Below are 16,868 nucleotides of genomic sequence, written 5' to 3'. Positions count from 1 at the left end.
CGGCGTAATGCAGATGACGTTACCCAAATGCCACTGGATATGCATATACGAATAGGTCAATTCATTTGGAAATGAACGCCAAGACTTCACGAGAGCAGATTGCAACTTCCGCTGACGCCGGTGAGCGGCTTGATCGCTGGATGGCCGCGATCTGGGAGGATCTGTCACGCTCACGCTGCAAGGCGCTGGTCGAGCAAGGCTGCCTGTTCGTCGATGGAGAGGCGCTTACGGATCCCTCCGCCAAGGTGCGCGAAGGCGTCTATCGCCTTGATGTGCCGGCTCCGGTGGAAGCCACGCCCAAGCCCGAGGACATCCCGCTCGAGGTCCTGTTCGAGGATGACCATCTGATCGTCATCAACAAGCCCGCCGGCATGGCGGTGCATCCGGCCGCGGGCAACTGGACGGGCACGCTGGTCCACGCCCTGCTGTTTCACTGCGCGGGGTCCCTGTCGGGAATCGGCGGGGTGGAGCGCCCCGGCATTGTCCATCGCCTCGACAAGGACACCTCCGGCGTCATGGTCGCCGCCAAGACCGACAAGGCGCATCAGGGCCTGTCCGCACAATTCGCCGCCCACACGGTCGAGCGCGCCTATCTGGCGTTCACCCGTTCCGCCCCCCAGCCCCGCACAGGCCGGATCGAGACGCGACTGGCGCGATCAAGCCATGATCGCAAGAAGATGGCGGTGATCGATGCGCCCGGCTCTCAAGCCGGCAAGCACGCCATCACCAATTACGAGACGCTGGCGACCTTTGGTCAGGAGCCCGGCAAGTCTGTGGGGCATCCCATGTGCGCGCTGGTCCGCTGCCGGCTGGAGACCGGACGCACCCATCAGATCCGGGTGCACATGGCCCATATCGGCTGCCCGCTGCTGGGCGACCCGGTCTATGGCCGGGGCCGCTCCACGCCGCTCGCAAAGCTGGACAGCGGCAAGGACTTCAAGGATTTCCGCCGCCAGGCGCTGCATGCCGCCGTGCTGGGCTTTGACCACCCGGTGACCGGCGAACAGGTGCGGTTCGAGACCGAGCTGCCCAAGGACATGCAAAGACTGCAAGGGTTTCTGGAGCGGCTCTAGAGCGCCATATTCCGTGCACGGAGAGCTGCCTTCGACCAGCGCCGCGCCCACAGGATGAACAGCCCGGCCGTTGCGAACATCATCAGGCCATAGATGGCGGCGGGCATGGCGTAGTCGATATCGCCCAGCAGCGAACTCGCCACCACGATCGCCAGCGTGGCGTTCTGCAGGCCGCATTCCAGCGTAAGGGCCACGCGCTGACGCATCTTGAAGGCCATCCAGCTCGACACCGCGAACGCCACCGCCATGGCGGCGACATTCAACGCCAGCGACACCGCACCCGCCTGAGTGAGACGCCGCAGGGTCTCGCCAATCCCTTCATTGAGCACGGTGGCGATGACCACCGCGGTGAAGACCAGCCCGGACATGAAACGCGAATGACGCTCCAGCGCCACAGCCGGTTTCGGCGCCAGCTTGCGCAGAATCATGCCCAGTCCGACCGGTATGACGGTCAGTGCGAAGATCACCACGCCCGTTGAGACCATCCCCACCTGCGGCGCGTCCGGTCCCATGAACAGGGCGAGCGCGACCATCAGCACCACCGGCACGGTCACCACCGAGGCGAGCGAGGTGATCGCGGTCAGGGAGACCGACAGCGCGACATCGCCGCGCGCCATGTGCGTGAGCAGGTTCGATGTCGTGCCGCCCGGACAGGCCGCCAGCAAAACCACGCCGACCTTGACGATGGGCGGGATGGGCAGGAAGGCCACGAGTGCGATCGCGATCAGCGGCAGGGATATGAATTGCAACGCCGTGCCGACGAGAAAGGCCCTGGGCTGCAAGGCGATGCGTTTGAAGTCCGCCGGCGTCAGCCCCACCCCGAGAGTGAACATGATGAACGCCAGGGCGAGCGGGAGCAGAACTTGCGCAAACAGAGTATCCATGCGCCAACCCTAAAGCGCTTAAGAGAGCGCATAAAGTGACAATCGGATTAGGGGCTTGAGCACCCTTTCAGGCTAGACGCCCAACGCCAGCACCCAATCGTCATAGATGCGTCCGCCCACATCGAACTGTCGCGTGCCGATCTTGTCGAAGCCCATGCGCTCATAGAAGGCGAGCGCCCGTTCATTCCCCTGATACACCCCCAGCAGAAGTCGCGACGCCCCCTCTGCGCGGGCATGGTTGACCGCCTCGGCGATGAAGCGGCGCCCCAGGCCCGTGCGGTGCAGGCTCGCCAGTACATAGATGCGCTTGATCTCGAGATCGTCAGGCCGTGTCTCGACCGGAAGGTCGGGCGGGGTCAGGTGCAGATAGCCCACGGGCGCCGCGCCCGGCGCCATCTCGGCCAGCCAGAGCGCATGACTGCGCGTTTCAAGCGCCTGTCCGTAGACCTCCGGCGTGTGACGCTCGGCGCAATGACGGATGATCGCGCCGCCGTCGACCACGCCGGCATAGCTTTCCAGAAAGGTCGTCGCCCCCACAAGGGCGAGGGCGTCCTGATCGCCCGATCGGGCCTGTCTCACGGTAATGCTCATGGGGTCAGTTTTCGCGGGCTTTCGCGCGAGAGCAATACATTGTTTCCGCTGAGAGCCTTAATCTGGGCGCCGTTTTCTGGTTTATTGCAGGATGTGTCAGATCGGGTTTCAGCTTCACTGGCTTGTGACCCCTACCAATCTGCAAATCGGCTACCTAAATGAACGCGGCGCTGGTCATTCCGTCGGCGCCAAGGGCTCACTGGGGAGTGACAACCATGGCAAACATGAAAACGGCGCTGACCATGTCGCCCGAAGCCGGTCTGTCGCGATATCTCGCGGAGATCCGGAAATTCCCCATGCTGGAGAAGGATCAGGAGTTCATGCTGGCCAAGCGCTGGCAGGAACACGAGGATTCTGACGCCGCCCACCAGCTTGTCACCTCGCACCTGCGTCTCGTGGCCAAGATCGCCATGGGCTATCGCGGCTATGGCCTGCCGATCGCCGAGGTGATCAGCGAGGGCAATGTGGGCCTGATGCAGGCGGTGAAGAAGTTCGATCCGGACAAGGGCTTCCGCCTGGCGACCTACGCCATGTGGTGGATCCGCGCCTCGATCCAGGAATACATCCTGCGCTCCTGGTCGCTGGTGAAAATGGGCACCACCGCCGCACAGAAGAAGCTGTTCTTCAACCTCCGCCGGATGAAGAGCCAGATGCGCGCGCTGGACGAGGGCGATCTGCGCCCCGATCAGGTCGAGGAAATCGCCACCAAGCTCGGCGTCACCGATGACGACGTCATCTCCATGAACCGTCGCCTGTCCGGCCCCGATGCGTCCCTTAACGCGCCGATGCGCGCGGATGGCGAGGCGGAATGGCAGGACTGGCTGGCCGATGATGATGCGGATGACGCCGAGGACGAGCTCGCGGAATCCGATGAATTCTCCATGCGCATGACCCTCCTACAGGAGGCCATGGGCGCGCTGAACGAGCGTGAGCAGAACATCATCCAGGAACGCCGCCTCACCGAGGAGCCGAAAACGCTCGAGGATCTCGCCCAGGTCTATGGCGTCAGCCGCGAACGCATCCGCCAGATCGAGGTGCGCGCGTTTGAAAAGCTGCAGAACGAGATGAAGCGGCTGGCCGAGGAACGCGGCCTGATGCCGGCCTAAGCCGCCGGCTCAGCCTTCCGCCCCGTGATCGCCTGCAACGCCCGCGCGCGAACCACGCCCAGGGTCAGGCAGAGCTGCGCGCCGTAATAGGTGGCCCAGACGATGACGCCGCCCCAGTCGAGCCCGTTCTCGAACACGAGCACGCCGCGGAACCAGCGCATGGCCAGCACCGAATCCGACACCACGAACAACAGGGCCCCGATCACGATGAGATTGGGGCCTTTGATCATCCCTGCGGCCATGGCCATCACCAGGATGATGCCCAGATAGATGCTGGCCGGCGCGATCAGCGCGCCCATGCCGCCATTGAGCCACAGCCACATCGCCACGCCATAGACGAACAGGCCGCCCGCCAGCACTAGGCCCTCGCGCTTGATCCCGCCCTTCAGGACCATCAGCGCGAAAATGGCGATGTAGGTGAGATGTGCGGCGCCAAAGAAGCCGATCCCGGCTTCCAGTTGAGGGGGCCGCATGGCGAGGGCGTAATCCCCACCCGCCGACAAGAGCAGCGCCACAGCCAGCACAGGCGCGCGTTTGAGCAGCGCATAGACGCCCAGCAGGATGATCCCCAGCGCCTTGGTCAGCGCCAGCCCCGGCATGGAGGCCGTCGTCAGGTCCAGGCCCAGATAGATCACCGAGGCCGCGACCGACACCCACAAATAGATCGGGGCCGCCCAGTCGGGAAAGAGCGGCTCGGTGCGGGCATAACGGTCAGCGACTGGGTCGGTCATTTCAGATCTCGTCACAAAGGAGCGCCAATGAGGTCAAAGGCGTGCCGCGTTCCTGCGCAAGCGTCAAGGCATACGGCAGTTTTACAGGCTCAAGGGTTTGTTTCCCCGTCCGAATGTGTTTGTTTTCCTATCCCCGCCCGGAGCCTGATGCATGATCCTGTCCGCCTTTGCTGCTCTTACCCTCGCCGCTGCGCCGGCGGAAGGCCTCGCCCCCCCTTTCCAGGAGCTCTTGGCGGCGGCTGCGGCGGAGGATGACGAGGCGGTCTTCACCAACGCCATCCATCTGCTGTCCCTGACGCAATCGGCGGAACGGATCGCAGTTGGCGCCGCGCGCCTGTCTGATCATCACGCGATCATAGCCCGCAGAACGCTGGGCCTGCCGGTCGCGCCCGTGACGCCTGTTCCGCCCCCCGCCATGATCGCGGTGGACGCCGAGCTGCAAGAGGCGGCGGTCGAGAACGAGCTGACCTCCAGGGTCGACCCGTTCTGGATCGCCGCCCCGACCTCCGCCGTCCTGCTGCTGACCCAGGCTGAATCCGAGCTGTGGACCGGCAAGGTCCGGCTGGGCGTGCGCGCTGACAGCGGAGACACCGATCGGCTGGACTATACGCTGGGCCTGGATGCGGAGCGCGAACTGGTCGGCTGGGGCTTTGAATCCAGCATCATCTATTCCTATTCCGAAGTGGACGACAATGTGGGACGGGACGAGCTGATCCTGAAAGCGCGCGGCGAGCGCGAGGCCGGTGACCGCTGGACCCTGTTCACCAATACAGAATGGGAGCGCGACCAGGTCTCGGGCTTTGACTGGACGGGTTTCATGGGCGTCGGCGCCGGCTATCGCGCCCTGCAGCGCGACAAGGCGGAATGGACGATCCGCGCCGCACCCGGCCTGAGATACATCCAGGAAGCGGACAACGGCTCCTATTATGAGGGCGCATTCGACCTGCTGTCCGATGTCGAGCTTCAGCTCAGCGACAGCATGCGGCTGGAATCTGAAACCCGGTTCCTGGCTTCCAACAATGCGCGCGCCGACCAGCTCTTCAAGCTGAACACCGATCTTGGGGATCTGTGGTCGCTGGAGCTGCGCTACCGGTATCGCTACGAATTTGACCCCGAGCCGGGCTTCGAGGCCGGTGACAGTCGCACCGACCTCGCCCTCGTCCGGGAGTTCTGATCGCGCCTGCGGCTATTTCTTGATCGGCTCGGGCTTGCCAGGCTTGCCCGGCCCGCGCGGACGCAGGCCGCCATTCCCGATCCGTCCCGCGGCGAAGTCCGCCACCAGCGGAACCCAGCGATCCGACCGCGCCGCGATATAGATGAAGGGTCCGTCCGGATTGGAGCGGAAATTGGAATCGGTCGCCACCACGCGCCACTCGCCATTGCGTTCGATCATGAAGGGGGATCCGGAATCCCCGCGCGTGGTGTCGCAATTGTGCGCCATGGTGTTGTCGTCGAAGACCTCGACCATGCGGCAATCAAGATTGCCCGACAGATGCTCGCCGGTGTCCCAGGAATATCCCGCCTGACGGATGGGCGCACGCAGGGCCGCGCGCGGGCCCTCGACATCCACCAGCGCCTCGAAACCCACATGACCCAGCTCCGCGCCCAGCGGCTGGTCAATGCGCAGCATGGCCCAGTCCGTGCCGTCGCGGTCATCGCCGGCATTGAAGACCTCTTCATCCCATTCGGAATCCATGAGGTAGTCGATTACCCGGGCCGAGCGACCGCCGCCCGGCAGGTTCTCGCCGGTATGGAACACGCCGGCGGCATTGATGCGCCCGTTCTCGGATACGCAATGGGCCGCCGTGATCAGCACATCCTCGTCAATGAGAGTGGCGGTGCAGGTCCCGCCAGCGTCAAAGACGATGTACCCCACAACGCTCCACGGGAAGACGCCCGTATCCATCAGCACCCGGTCATCATGACCGAAATAATGATCCTGAATGGTCATCGGGCGCTCGCGACCGATGCAGTCGGCGCGGTCGGTCCGCGCCTCGCAGGCGCCATTGCCCACGCCCGGCTCCTCGCAAACGCCGTTGAAAGCCGTCTCGCACTGGTCATTGCGGAAGCGCAGTTCGATCAGCGCGCCGCAATCGGTGCGGTCCGTGGCCTGGGTGCAGGCGCCCGTGCCGAAGCCGGGCTCATCACATTCGCCGTCATTGGCCCACTGGCAGGAATCATCCTCGACGCCCGCCATCAACCGCCAGCAATCGGAATGATCCGTGCCAGCCACGCAGGCGCCGGTGCCCAGACCCGGCTCGTCACACTCATTGTCATTGGCGTATTGGCAGCTGTCATCGCCGGCAATGGCGCTGGCTCCGGTCGCGGGACGCGCCCCGGGCTTGGTCACCTGGTGCAGGATGTCCTGATAGTCCCGGCTGGTGAACGTCTCGCCCTGCGGCCAGCTCAATTGCTGGGCGACGGCGCCGCCCGCCAGCATCACAAGTCCGGCGGCTGCAGCCAAAACAGATTTAAGCATAGGATCCCCAATCACTTTTGGCGCACGCCCCCTTGCGCCGGTCAAGCTCAGTATCGTTCATCTGGTTGAATAGAACATGAAAGCCTAGCCCAGCATGCGTTCAGGCGCGATGCGTCATTGTCGTCCCCATCAGGCCGGAAGGCCAAGGATGAAGGAGACACACAATGCAACTGTTCGCAAAACTGGCTGCGGCGGCCGCCTTCGCCGGACTTGCCGCCACCGCCCTGCCCGCCGCGGCGAACGCCGCCGATCTGACCGTATCGGTCAGCACTGCGGCAACGGCTCAGGCCCATGGCCACCGCCGCGGCTATGAGCCCCATCATCGCGGGTATCGCTGGAACGGCCCGGAGGGCCATTTCGTGGTCTACGCCAATGCCTGCCCGGATCTGCGTGAGGACCGCCGCGACCGCCGACGCGATACCGGCTGGCGGGATCGCCGCGAGGACCGCCGGGACAGCCGGATCATCGATTGCCCGGACCGCGCCTGGGATTACGTGCCCAGCCGCCGGGAAGCCCGGGACGGCCGGACCGGCGATCGCCTGCGCCCGGATCGCGCCTATCTTGATCGTCGCACGGGCGGCTATTACGCCGAGACTCGTTGGGGCGCGGTGCCCGTGCAGGTCGTCCACGGCCGTCGCGGATACGACCATTATGGTCGCGGTCATGGCCGCGGACGCGGTCGCGACCATTACGGCCATGGCCGTCACTAGGACCTAGAGCCGGATCACCCCGTCCAGATAACGCAGGGCGGACCCGACGAGCAGAACACGGCCCGATGCCCCGGCGCGCACCTCGAGCGCGCCGGAGCGCGGGCCGACCTGCCGCGCCTTCAGCGCGGTCTTCTCAAGACGCTGGAACCAGTACGGCGCCAGCGTGCAGTGCGCGGAGCCCGTCACCGGATCCTCGTCCACCCCGCTGGCGGGGCCGAAGAAGCGGGACACGAAGTCCGACGCCCGTCCCGGCGCCGTGGCGATCACATTGGTGCGGGCGGCCTCGAGCGCCTTTATGTCGGGATTGAGCCCCACCACGGCGGCTTCATCGGCGAACACCAGCATCTGATAGCGATTGCCGTGCACGCGTTCGATCTCGTAAACGGCTTCCGGCTCGCCGCCGCCCAGCGCGTCAACCACGGCGGAATCGGCCTTGCCCGGCTCATATCCGATCACCGGGAAATCCATCTGGTACCGGCCATCCTCCAGACGCGAGACCTTCAGCAATCCTGACAGGGTGTGAAAGCGCGCCTCCGGTCCCACCACGCGGCCGGTTTCAAACAGCCAGGCGGCCGAGGCCAGCGTGGCATGTCCGCACAGCTCCACCTCCAGCCCCGGCGTGAACCAGCGCAGAGACCACTGATCCTTCTCTCCCATGGGCTTGAGATAGGCTGTCTCGGACAGGTTGTTCGATTGCGCGATCCCCAGAAGGTCGGCATCCGACAGATCACGATGCAGCAGGACAACCCCGGCCGGATTGCCCGAATGCGGCTTGGGTCCGTCGGGAAAGGCGTGAATCTCTGCGTAGGAAAATTCCATCAATGCTCCTCCCGGAAGCGTTGCAGGAAGCGGCCGTCGAGCCAGCGCTTGAGCGTGAGGGCCGGTTTGCCCTGAAAGGCGAGATCGCCATAGCGGGCCAGGCCCGTGCCGTCGCCCACATCCAGGATCGAGAGCCAGCGCGATTGCGGCGTATACCGCCGACGCGTCGTACGACCGCCCGCCGCATTGATCAGATTCTGGATCAGGATGGGCGCCGCGCGCACGCCGAACACGCCCAGCCTGGGCCGGGGGTGATCCACCATGCGCGCGCAATCACCCACAGCGAACACCGAGCCATCGCCCGTCCAGGACAGGTCTTCATTCACCGGCAAGCCGTCACCGGACGCGTCAAATCCGTCGGGAAGATTGGCGCTCAGCCCGGTCGCGGCCACCAGAATGTCCACGGGCGCGACCCTGCGTTCCCCGAAATGGATGAGACCCATCGACAGATCCTGCACTCTGCGGGGCACATACTCGACACCACAGCGCGCCATCGCGTCGCGCGCCAGGTCGCGCGCCTTGTCCGGCCAGCCCGGCAACAGATCCGGGCCGGCAAGCACCATTTGCGGGTGCGCGCCCAGCCGGCGCTGCAGGCTGGCGAGCGACAGCGCGATCTCCAGCCCTGTCGCACCGGCGCCGGCGACCGCAAGACGCAGGCGCCCTCCGGCGGTTTCGACCGTCGCCCGAAGCGCGGCGAGCGCACTGACCGGTTTGGCGGGAATGGCGCCCGCCTCCAGAAGCGGCGTGTGGGCGATATGGCTGCCGGTATTCAGCGACAACACATCATAACTGAGTTCCAGACCGTCCTCGAGCCGGACCGTCCGGGTCACAGAATTCACCGAGGCGACCCGTTGGCGCACATGCAGGAACGGACCAGCCATGTCCGCCGGATTCAGTCGCGCCGCAGCGGGATCAAGCGCTCCGGAGAGCACGCCCGTGGCGGCGCCGGAATACCAGAAGGCGCCCGGGTCAATCAGCGTCAGCGTCAGGCCCGCATTAGCGAAGCGCTTTGACTGGCGCAGCGCCTCCATATGGGCATGGCCGGCCCCGATCAGAACGACTTGACGGGTCACGGGGCGGGAACCTCGGCGTACACGGCGAGAAAGTCGGCGAATTCCTGCGGTCGGCGCGAGCGGGCGGTGCGCCAGTCATAGGCGCCGCCCGCATTCACCACGCGGCCATCCGCATCAGCCACCACGATCGCGGGCGCCCCCTCGATCTTCTCCAGTCCATAGCCCGCCGCCAGATCGATATTCCTGTCATAGCGACCCACATCAATCAGCACGATCTCGTAGCGCTCGGACAGGAAGTCCTGCAGCTGCGGCAACGCCAGCACGCTCGCGAAGCGCCGCGCGTCCGGGCACCAGTCCGCACCGAACACCGCCAGAACCCGCTTGCCGTTGCGGGCCGCGTATTCCGCATTCCCGAGTGCGCCTTTCGGCTCTGGGGCGGACGCATAGGGCGTTTGCAGATCGGCGATCGCGATGTCATCGGGCAGAAAGGGGCGGGTCATGCGGCGCTCCGGATTCACTCTTGTCACTGGACCGGGAAACTGCGCCCTTCCGGCTCAAAGGTCCAGATTGATCGGGTGCGACCGGTCTTCACGCCTGTGTCAGGGCCGGAAAACTTCAGCTCGGCGCCAAGCGCCTGCTTGCCCCTCACGCGCTCGGTCCGCTACCACCTCGGGCAGAGACGACGCATCGCCCGCTCGCCGCTGGTCATCGCACCGGCGCCGGGCCATATAGGGCCGTAAGAGACGAAGAAGGATATCCACGCATGGCGGCGAAAGAGACCGGCCTGAGCTTCTCCTGGGAAGACCCGCTTCACCTTCAGCAGCAGCTGAGCGAAGAGGAGCGCATGATCGCCGACAGCGCCCGCAGCTATTGCCGCGAGAAGCTGCTGCCGCGCGTGGTCGACGCCTATCGTGAGGAAAGCTTTGATCGCAACATCATGACCGAGATGGGCGAGATGGGGCTGCTGGGCGCCACCGTGGCCGAGGAATATGGCGGCGCGGGCCTGTCCCATGTGGCCTACGGCCTGATCGCGCGCGAGGTGGAAGCGATTGATTCCGGTTACCGCTCGGCGATGAGCGTGCAGTCTTCCCTCGTCATGTATCCGATCGAGGCCTTCGGCACGGAAGAACAAAAGCACAAATACCTGCCCAAGCTCGCCAGCGGCGAATATGTGGGCTGTTTCGGCCTGACCGAACCCGATGGCGGTTCGGATCCGGGCGCCATGCGCACCACCGCCAGGAAGGCCGATGGCGGCTATGTGCTGAACGGTGCAAAGATGTGGATCACCAACTCGCCGATCTCCGATCTGGCGGTGGTCTGGGCCAAGCTGGACGGCGAGATCCGCGGCTTCATCGTCGACAAGGGAACCGAAGGCTTCGATTGCCCCAAGATCGAAGGCAAGCTGTCGCTGCGCGCCTCGATCACCGGCTCGATCTCGCTCAATGACGCCTTCGTGCCCGAAGAGAACCTGCTGCCGCATGTGAAGGGCCTGCGCGGTCCGTTCTCCTGCTTGAACAAGGCGCGCTACGGCATCGCCTGGGGCGCCATGGGCGCGGCCGAGTTCTGCCTACACGCCGCCCGCGACTACGCCATGGAGCGCGTCGTCTTCGGAAAGCCGATCGCCGGAACCCAGCTGGTGCAGAAGAAACTCGCCGACATGCAGACCGAGATCGCGCTCGGCTATCAGGGCGCGCTGGCGCTCGGCCGCATGCTCGATCAGGGCGCCTGGATCCCCGAAGCGATCTCCATGATGAAGCGCAACAATTGCGGCAAGGCCCTGGCCATCGCCCGCGAGGCGCGCGACATCCATGGCGGCAATGGCATCGCCGAGGAATACCACATCCTGCGCCACGCCATTAATCTTGAGACCGTGAACACCTATGAGGGCACCCATGACGTGCACGCCCTCATTCTGGGCCGCGCCATGACCGGGCTTCAGGCTTTCTCTTAAGCCTGATCTCCTTTTCAGTCGCACAACAAAAAACCCCGGCGCCAGGGCGCCGGGGCTTTTTTGTTTCGGGTCTGTCGCCGTGGAAAAGCGCGTTAGCGCGTTTCCCAGTACGGACGCCGTGCCGTCAGGTTCAACGCCAGCGGGTCAGGCCGTGTCAGCCGTCCCGTTGCGAAGAGCACGACCAGGGTCAGCGCCATGCCGACCAGGGCCAGGATGCTGGTCACTTCAGCGGACGCCAGACGCGGCGCCAGCAGTGCGAAGGCCAACCAGGCGGCAATCAGACCCACACCAACAAGATGAGACATGTGGACCTCCTGTATTGCTCACCGTTATAAAAGTGTCACCTTTCGCGGTCGACGTCAAGTTTTTTGGCAGGGTACGGATAAATTTTTTCCCGCGAGGACAATCCGCCTCACCCCTAATTTCTTGACGATTCACCACATTCAGGCGCAAACAACGCCCCAGGCAGGATGCAGTTCCGGGGCAAAGCCATGCATGCAGAACAGATCTATCTTTCCCGTCACGGCGAAATTGCATCGCTGGTGCTCAATCGCCCGTCCAAGCACAACGCCCTGACCGAGGCGATGTGGCGGGAAATCCCCGACCTGCTGGCTGAAGCGGAAGCCGATCGCGACATCCAGGTGCTGATCGTCCGCGGCAAGGGCGGCGCCTTTGCGGCGGGCGCGGATATTTCCGAGTTCGAGGAGGTCTACGCCACCGCCGAACGCGCCGCCGCCTATTCGCGCGCCATCGGAGAGGCGCTCGACGGTCTGGCGCGCTTTTCCAAGCCCACGATCGCCGCCATTGAAGGGGCCTGCGTGGGCGGGGGCTGCGCGCTAGCGCTGGCGTGCGATCTGCGGTTCGCGGCCCAGGGCGCGCGGTTCGGCGTCACTCCGGCCAAGCTGGGCCTGGTCTATCCCTTCAACGACATGCGCCGTCTCGTCAGCACGGTGGGCGCGTCCGCCGCCAAGGACCTTCTGTTCACCGCCCGGCTTGTCGATGCAGAGACGGCGCTCCAGATGGGCCTGATCAACCGGCTGATGCCGCAGGGCATTCTCGCCGAAGCGGTGGAGGAATATGTCAGCCATATCACCCAGACCTCCAGCCATACCGCGAAGATCACCAAACAGATGATCGCCCTGATTGAAGCGGGTCAGGACGAGGATTGCGAACAGACCCGGCAGCTCTTCCTCGAAGCCTTTTCCGGCGAGCATTTCCAGGAAGGCTATCAGGCCTTCCTTGAGAAACGCCGTCCGAATTTCCCCAAGCCCTGAGCCTCTGGTTCTTTGTTGCTCTGCACCATGCAGGCGCAACTCGCATTCCTAGTGGCAACGACTATGTTAGCCCCGTCTTTTGAAGGCGGGAGGATCCTGTGTCCGATCATTCAGGCGTAGAACCGGTCTCCAGCGCGCCGCGCTACATGACGCTGGCCGAAACCCTGCGAGCGGGCATCGCCGCCGGCAATCCGGCCGTGGGTGAATTGCTGCCCACCGAACATGCCCTGACAGAACAGTATGGCGTGTCCCGTCACACCGTGCGCGAAGCGCTGCGCATGCTGGCGGAAGCCGGCCTGATCGCCCGTCGCCGCGGCGCCGGGACGGTCGTGGTGGCGTCCGAAGCCCGCGCGGGGTTCGCCCAGCGCCTGGGCGGGGTGGATGATCTGATGCAGTATACCCGCACGGCGCGCCTGAAGCCGCTGCGCCAGCATGTGGGCCCGCTCGATCCCGCCGTCGCCCGCGCCTTCGGCGTCGCCCCGGGGGGAGACTATCTGCACGTCCACGGCCTGCGCGGTCAGCCCGATCGCGCGCCTGTCGCCCTGACGGACATGTATATCCGCGCTGATCTCGCCCCGCCGGTGGATGTGTTCGTCGAGCTCAATGGCGGCGTCACCGAATGGATGGCCACCGAGCGCGGCGCCCCGACCGCCCGGATCGAGCAGACCATTGCGGGCGGACTTTTGACCGACAGCGAAGCGGACGTGCTGGACGCCGAGCCGGGATCCGCCGTGCTGCGGACCATGCGGCGCTATTACGACAAGGGCGGACGCATCATCGCCCTGTCCGACACCGTGCACCCGGCCGATCGCTTCACGTATGAAATGACCATGCAGCGCGAAGCGGACTGATCACTCCGCCGCCCGGTCCCCAGGCTTGTCGCTGAGCATCTCGTCGAGAATGTCCCGGGTATCCTCGCCCAGCTTGGGCGCCCGGCAGGAGGGCGCGTTCTGTCCGTTGATCCGGACCGGATCGCGGACCAGTTTCAGGCCTTCGGGCTTGTCGGGATGGGAGACCGTTTCGATCCTTGACCGGGCCTCCGGCGCCCCCAGCGCGCAGGACATCGAGTTGACCGGGGCCGCCGGAGCCACCCCGCCAAGACGCGCCATCCACGCCGCCGTGGTGCGGGTCGAGAGGAAAGCGTCGAGCTCGTTCTGCAACTTCTCGCGATTCATCCGTCGCGCCGCCATGTCGGCATAGGCCGGATTCGCCAGCAGGTCCTCGCGTCCGATCGCCTTGCAGAACGCGCCCCAGAATTTGGGCGCCTGGCACATCACGAAGATCCAGCCATCCGCCGTGCGGAAGAGCTGGCTGGGCGCGACGGACGGATGGGCCGAGCGCTCCTGACGCTCCGCGCACTTGCCTTCATTGAGATACCAGGTAGCCGGATAGGAGAGCTGGTTCAGCGCGACATCGTAGAGCGACACATCCACATCGCAGCCCCGCCCGGTGCGTTTGGCGCCCAGCACCGCCGAGACCAGGCCGAGCGCCATCATGGCGCCGCCCATATAGTCGATCATGGACATGCCGAAGCGGGTGGGCGGCGCATCGGGCTCCCCGGTCATCGCCATCAGCCCGGCTTCGGCCTGCATCAGATAGTCATAGCCGGGCCAGTGCGCCCGCTCGCTGTCCCGGCCATAGGCGGAGAGGTGCGCGCAGACGATGTCGGGCTTGATCTCACGCAGATGGGCGTAATCGACCTGCAGCTCCGCCGGCAGGTCGCCCCTGAGATTGTTCGCACAGGCGTCCGCTGTGGCCAGGAGCCGCTCGAAAATACGGCGGTCGCCACGATCCTTGAGATCGAGCGCCATGGAGCGCTTGCCGCGGTTGAAGGTCTGGAAGAACTCGCTGTCATACTCGCCGAGGAAGTAAGGACCGGCGCAGCGCCCGCTATCGCCGCCCGTGGACGGGTTCTCGATCTTGATGACGTCCGCGCCGAGCGAGGCGAGCAGTTGCGTGCCATAAGGCCCCGCGCCGTCCTGCTCGATGGTGAGAACCCGAAGGCCGCTCAGAGGCTGATGCATGCAAGACTCACAGCTCAGTTTCCACTTTCCGCAAATGTTAACGAAAAGACAGACTCTGTCCAAGCCGATCTACGACTTTAGAGTGAATATCCTGGAAACCACACGCTTTGACAGTGAGTTGAGGCTCAGCTGAACAAGGACACAGGGTCGCATTCCCCCCGCTCCATCCGCCTGCCAGTCTGGTTTCAGACCCAGCAAGGGGAGGAGAACGCGATGAACCACAAACACCGGAAAACCCTGCATGCCCTGTTCGCACATCCCGAGCCGGCCAATCTGTCACCCGCCGAGGTCGAGCATGTGCTGACCGATCTGGGCGCCGAGATCAGCGAGCGGTCGGGCGCGAAATTCGCCGTGAGCCTGAACGGACATACCGCCAATTTCCATCACGCCTCTCACTCCCTGCCCAAGGATGAAGTGCGCCAGCTGCGCAGTTTCCTTGAAACGGCGGGCGTGAATCCGGAGCGCGACTACCCGCTCTAGCCTGACACGGACGGGCCGGGTCCGGTCAGTCGCCCAGAAGGCGGCGCGGCCCCGGCCCCTGCGCGCCCAGCCGGTCCTGCGGGTTGTAGAGCTTGCAGGTTTCCAGCGAGAGGCAGCCACAGCCGATACAGCCGTCCAGACGTTCGCGAATGCGTTCCAGCTCGGCGATCCGCGCCTCGACCCGCCTCCGGATGCCGCCGGAAATCTGAGACCAATCCGCTTTTGTCGGCGTGCGCCCGTCAGGCAGACGCTGAAGAATGGCCCCGATCTCTTCCAGGCTGAGCCCCAATTGCTGGGCGATCAGGATGAAGGAAACGCGCCGGATGTCCGCGCGCGCGAAGCGGCGCTGTCCGGCATTGGTGCGATAAGGCTGGATCAGACCGGCATCAGCGTAATAACGCAGGGCCGACACCGGCACCCCCGTGCGCGCCGACAGCTCCCCGATTTTCAGAAGTTTCTGTCGCCGCATCACCACATTGATATTCCTGGATTTTATTTCCTTGATCTCAAGTTAGCTTGAGAAAGTAGGCTTGCCAATATCAGACCTTGATCACTGGAGCCTGCCCATGGCCGCCCCCCTCGACTTCGCCCTGCCTGCGCCCCGGAACTGGCATGCCGACCGCGCCCTTTCCCAGGCCGCCGGCAGCCTTCTGAAATCCCGTCCCGACTATTCCCGCCTGGACGCCGCGCTGACACGGCTGGACACCGTCTCGCCCGCGCTCGCGAACGGTTACTACAACCATGCCCCCATGGTGATGGAGGCCCTGTGCGCCATGGGACAGGGCGAGCAGGCCCTGGGCTGGCTCGAACAGGAAATCCCCGGCTTCACCCCGTCCGGTCCGGCTCCGGGGCGGCTCGATCCTGATGACTGGCGGTCGCAGATCGGAACACAGGATCACGACGCTGAGTGGCGCGCCTATTTCCGCGCCGAGCTCGAGGACAAACCCTGGCGTGAAGTTCTGAGCCTCTGGGTTCACCGGCTTGTGGACGGCTTTTCCACCTCGGCCTGCCACGCGGTTCTCCAGACCGCCCATATGAGCCGCGCCCTGCAATCGGAAGTGAGTTCAGTGCGCCTTAACGCCCTCGCCAATGCGCTCGCCGCTTGGGCGGACCGCTACACGCCCCTGCCCGTCGGAACGCACGCCAACCAGGGCGTGCTGGACTTTCGCGCGACCCTGAGCTGGATCACGCCCCTGCCCGATGCGCATGCGCCTGGCGAAGGCGCAATCACGGCGGGCTATGCACGGCTCGCGCACGCCGCCGACTTCGCCGAGGTGACGAGCCTGGTGGACCTGTCAGGCGATCTGGCGATGCGGTTTGACGCGCTGATGCTGGAGATGACACGCCTGTTCCTGCATCATGCGCGCACCCCGTTCACCGTGATCGTCTTCACCCATGCGGTAACGGCGACAGCAGCGGCGCGCACCCTGTCAGAGCAGGTTCCCGACGCTCTGGGCCGCCGCTTGCTCTTCAGGGCGTTCGAACATGGCGCCGCGCTTCTGGCGGCCTTCTCGCCGCTGGCCTTGCAAAGCCCCGAACCGATCAGGGCGCTCCCGCCCAGCCACCCGGCCCATCGCGCCGCCCGGCATGGGGATGATCACATCATCAAGCTGACCGAGGCGCTTTGCAGCGCCTATCAGCGCAGCGCGAACCCGGCCTATCTTGACGCCATAGCCCAGGCCTTTGCGGTTCTGCCCGCCTCTGACCGGGATTGATCTGTCCGGCTGACTTGG

At 64.9% G+C, this 16,868-nt stretch carries 19 protein-coding genes; 9 read left to right on the top strand and 10 right to left on the bottom strand.

What is annotated here, in order from left to right; translation table 11 throughout:
- Positions 1-71: 71 nt before the first annotated feature.
- Entirely contained in the window at positions 72-1,073 is a 1,002-nt protein-coding gene (locus OA2633_RS11950; protein ID WP_040612677.1) for an RluA family pseudouridine synthase, read from the top strand.
- Here OA2633_RS11950 and OA2633_RS11945 read toward each other — a convergent pair.
- Positions 1,070-1,957, bottom strand: a complete 888-nt coding sequence (locus OA2633_RS11945) for a bile acid:sodium symporter family protein (RefSeq protein ID WP_009802817.1) — start codon at positions 1,955-1,957, stop codon at positions 1,070-1,072. The two genes, OA2633_RS11950 and OA2633_RS11945, sit on opposite strands and share 4 nt — an antisense overlap.
- Positions 1,958-2,029: 72 nt before the next feature.
- Entirely contained in the window at positions 2,030-2,548 is a 519-nt protein-coding gene (locus tag OA2633_RS11940) for a GNAT family N-acetyltransferase (RefSeq protein ID WP_009802816.1), read from the bottom strand.
- A 215-nt stretch (positions 2,549-2,763) separates the two neighbouring features.
- Between OA2633_RS11940 and rpoH the strand changes: the two genes are divergently transcribed.
- Positions 2,764-3,654 (top strand): RNA polymerase sigma factor RpoH, encoded by an 891-nt coding sequence (gene rpoH, locus OA2633_RS11935; RefSeq protein ID WP_009802815.1) that lies wholly within the window; start codon positions 2,764-2,766, stop codon positions 3,652-3,654.
- Here the strand turns inward: rpoH and OA2633_RS11930 are convergent.
- Positions 3,651-4,385 carry a lysoplasmalogenase gene (locus OA2633_RS11930; RefSeq protein WP_009802814.1) on the bottom strand — a complete coding sequence of 245 codons (735 nt, stop codon included), beginning with the start codon at positions 4,383-4,385 and terminating at the stop codon, positions 3,651-3,653. The genes rpoH and OA2633_RS11930 overlap by 4 nt on opposite strands.
- 151 nt (positions 4,386-4,536) lie before the next feature.
- Between OA2633_RS11930 and OA2633_RS11925 the strand changes: the two genes are divergently transcribed.
- The gene (locus OA2633_RS11925; RefSeq protein ID WP_009802813.1) at positions 4,537-5,559 is read left to right on the top strand and encodes a DUF481 domain-containing protein; all 1,023 of its coding nucleotides are present in this window, start codon (positions 4,537-4,539) and stop codon (positions 5,557-5,559) included.
- 12 nt (positions 5,560-5,571) lie between these two features.
- Here the strand turns inward: OA2633_RS11925 and OA2633_RS11920 are convergent, their stop codons facing one another.
- Complete coding sequence (locus OA2633_RS11920) at positions 5,572-6,864, bottom strand: serine protease (RefSeq protein ID WP_040612675.1); 1,293 nt, start codon at positions 6,862-6,864, stop codon at positions 5,572-5,574.
- A gap of 164 nt (positions 6,865-7,028) precedes the next feature.
- Between OA2633_RS11920 and OA2633_RS11915 the strand changes: the two genes are divergently transcribed.
- Positions 7,029-7,574, top strand: a complete 546-nt coding sequence (locus OA2633_RS11915; RefSeq protein ID WP_009802811.1) for a hypothetical protein — start codon at positions 7,029-7,031, stop codon at positions 7,572-7,574.
- A 3-nt stretch (positions 7,575-7,577) separates the two neighbouring features.
- On the opposite strand, the gene OA2633_RS11910 is transcribed toward OA2633_RS11915, so the two are convergent.
- The 3 genes from OA2633_RS11910 to OA2633_RS11900 are packed head-to-tail and all read right to left on the bottom strand — an operon-like array spanning position 7,578 to position 9,906.
- On the bottom strand, positions 7,578-8,393 hold the full coding sequence (locus OA2633_RS11910) for a PhzF family phenazine biosynthesis protein (protein WP_009802810.1): 816 nt from the start codon (positions 8,391-8,393) through the stop codon (positions 7,578-7,580).
- The gene (locus OA2633_RS11905) at positions 8,393-9,466 is read right to left on the bottom strand and encodes an NAD(P)/FAD-dependent oxidoreductase (RefSeq protein ID WP_009802809.1); all 1,074 of its coding nucleotides are present in this window, start codon (positions 9,464-9,466) and stop codon (positions 8,393-8,395) included. Before OA2633_RS11905 ends, OA2633_RS11910 begins: the two co-directional genes overlap by 1 nt.
- On the bottom strand, positions 9,463-9,906 hold the full coding sequence (locus tag OA2633_RS11900; RefSeq protein WP_009802808.1) for a thioredoxin family protein: 444 nt from the start codon (positions 9,904-9,906) through the stop codon (positions 9,463-9,465). Before OA2633_RS11900 ends, OA2633_RS11905 begins: the two co-directional genes overlap by 4 nt.
- A gap of 263 nt (positions 9,907-10,169) precedes the next feature.
- Here OA2633_RS11900 and OA2633_RS11895 point away from each other — a divergent pair, with 263 nt between their 5' ends.
- Positions 10,170-11,357 (top strand): acyl-CoA dehydrogenase, encoded by a 1,188-nt coding sequence (locus OA2633_RS11895; RefSeq protein ID WP_009802807.1) that lies wholly within the window; start codon positions 10,170-10,172, stop codon positions 11,355-11,357.
- Between the two features lie 92 nt (positions 11,358-11,449).
- Here the strand turns inward: OA2633_RS11895 and OA2633_RS11890 are convergent, their stop codons facing one another.
- The gene (locus tag OA2633_RS11890) at positions 11,450-11,662 is read right to left on the bottom strand and encodes a hypothetical protein (protein WP_009802806.1); all 213 of its coding nucleotides are present in this window, start codon (positions 11,660-11,662) and stop codon (positions 11,450-11,452) included.
- Between the two features lie 186 nt (positions 11,663-11,848).
- On the opposite strand from OA2633_RS11890, the gene OA2633_RS11885 reads away from it, so the two are divergent.
- Together OA2633_RS11885 and OA2633_RS11880 are read left to right on the top strand one after the other, a co-directional pair.
- Entirely contained in the window at positions 11,849-12,631 is a 783-nt protein-coding gene (locus tag OA2633_RS11885; RefSeq protein WP_040613590.1) for an enoyl-CoA hydratase/isomerase family protein, read from the top strand.
- A gap of 98 nt (positions 12,632-12,729) precedes the next feature.
- Positions 12,730-13,482 carry a GntR family transcriptional regulator gene (locus OA2633_RS11880; protein ID WP_009802804.1) on the top strand — a complete coding sequence of 251 codons (753 nt, stop codon included), beginning with the start codon at positions 12,730-12,732 and terminating at the stop codon, positions 13,480-13,482.
- On the opposite strand, the gene OA2633_RS11875 is transcribed toward OA2633_RS11880, so the two are convergent.
- Positions 13,483-14,655, bottom strand: a complete 1,173-nt coding sequence (locus tag OA2633_RS11875; protein ID WP_009802803.1) for a CaiB/BaiF CoA-transferase family protein — start codon at positions 14,653-14,655, stop codon at positions 13,483-13,485.
- A 213-nt stretch (positions 14,656-14,868) separates the two neighbouring features.
- Here OA2633_RS11875 and OA2633_RS11870 point away from each other — a divergent pair, with 213 nt between their 5' ends.
- The gene (locus OA2633_RS11870; protein ID WP_009802801.1) at positions 14,869-15,135 is read left to right on the top strand and encodes a hypothetical protein; all 267 of its coding nucleotides are present in this window, start codon (positions 14,869-14,871) and stop codon (positions 15,133-15,135) included.
- A gap of 25 nt (positions 15,136-15,160) precedes the next feature.
- Here the strand turns inward: OA2633_RS11870 and soxR are convergent, their stop codons facing one another.
- Positions 15,161-15,604 (bottom strand): redox-sensitive transcriptional activator SoxR, encoded by a 444-nt coding sequence (gene soxR, locus OA2633_RS11865; protein WP_009802800.1) that lies wholly within the window; start codon positions 15,602-15,604, stop codon positions 15,161-15,163.
- 97 nt (positions 15,605-15,701) lie between these two features.
- Between soxR and OA2633_RS11860 the strand changes: the two genes are divergently transcribed.
- Positions 15,702-16,850, top strand: a complete 1,149-nt coding sequence (locus OA2633_RS11860) for a questin oxidase family protein (protein ID WP_009802799.1) — start codon at positions 15,702-15,704, stop codon at positions 16,848-16,850.
- The last annotated feature ends 18 nt before the right edge of the window (positions 16,851-16,868 follow it).

Source organism: Oceanicaulis sp. HTCC2633 (genome assembly GCF_000152745.1).
Taxonomy (GTDB): Bacteria; Pseudomonadota; Alphaproteobacteria; order Caulobacterales; family Maricaulaceae; genus Oceanicaulis.
Note: the sequence above shows the minus strand (reverse complement) of the source record. Positions and strands in the feature narration are given on the sequence as shown.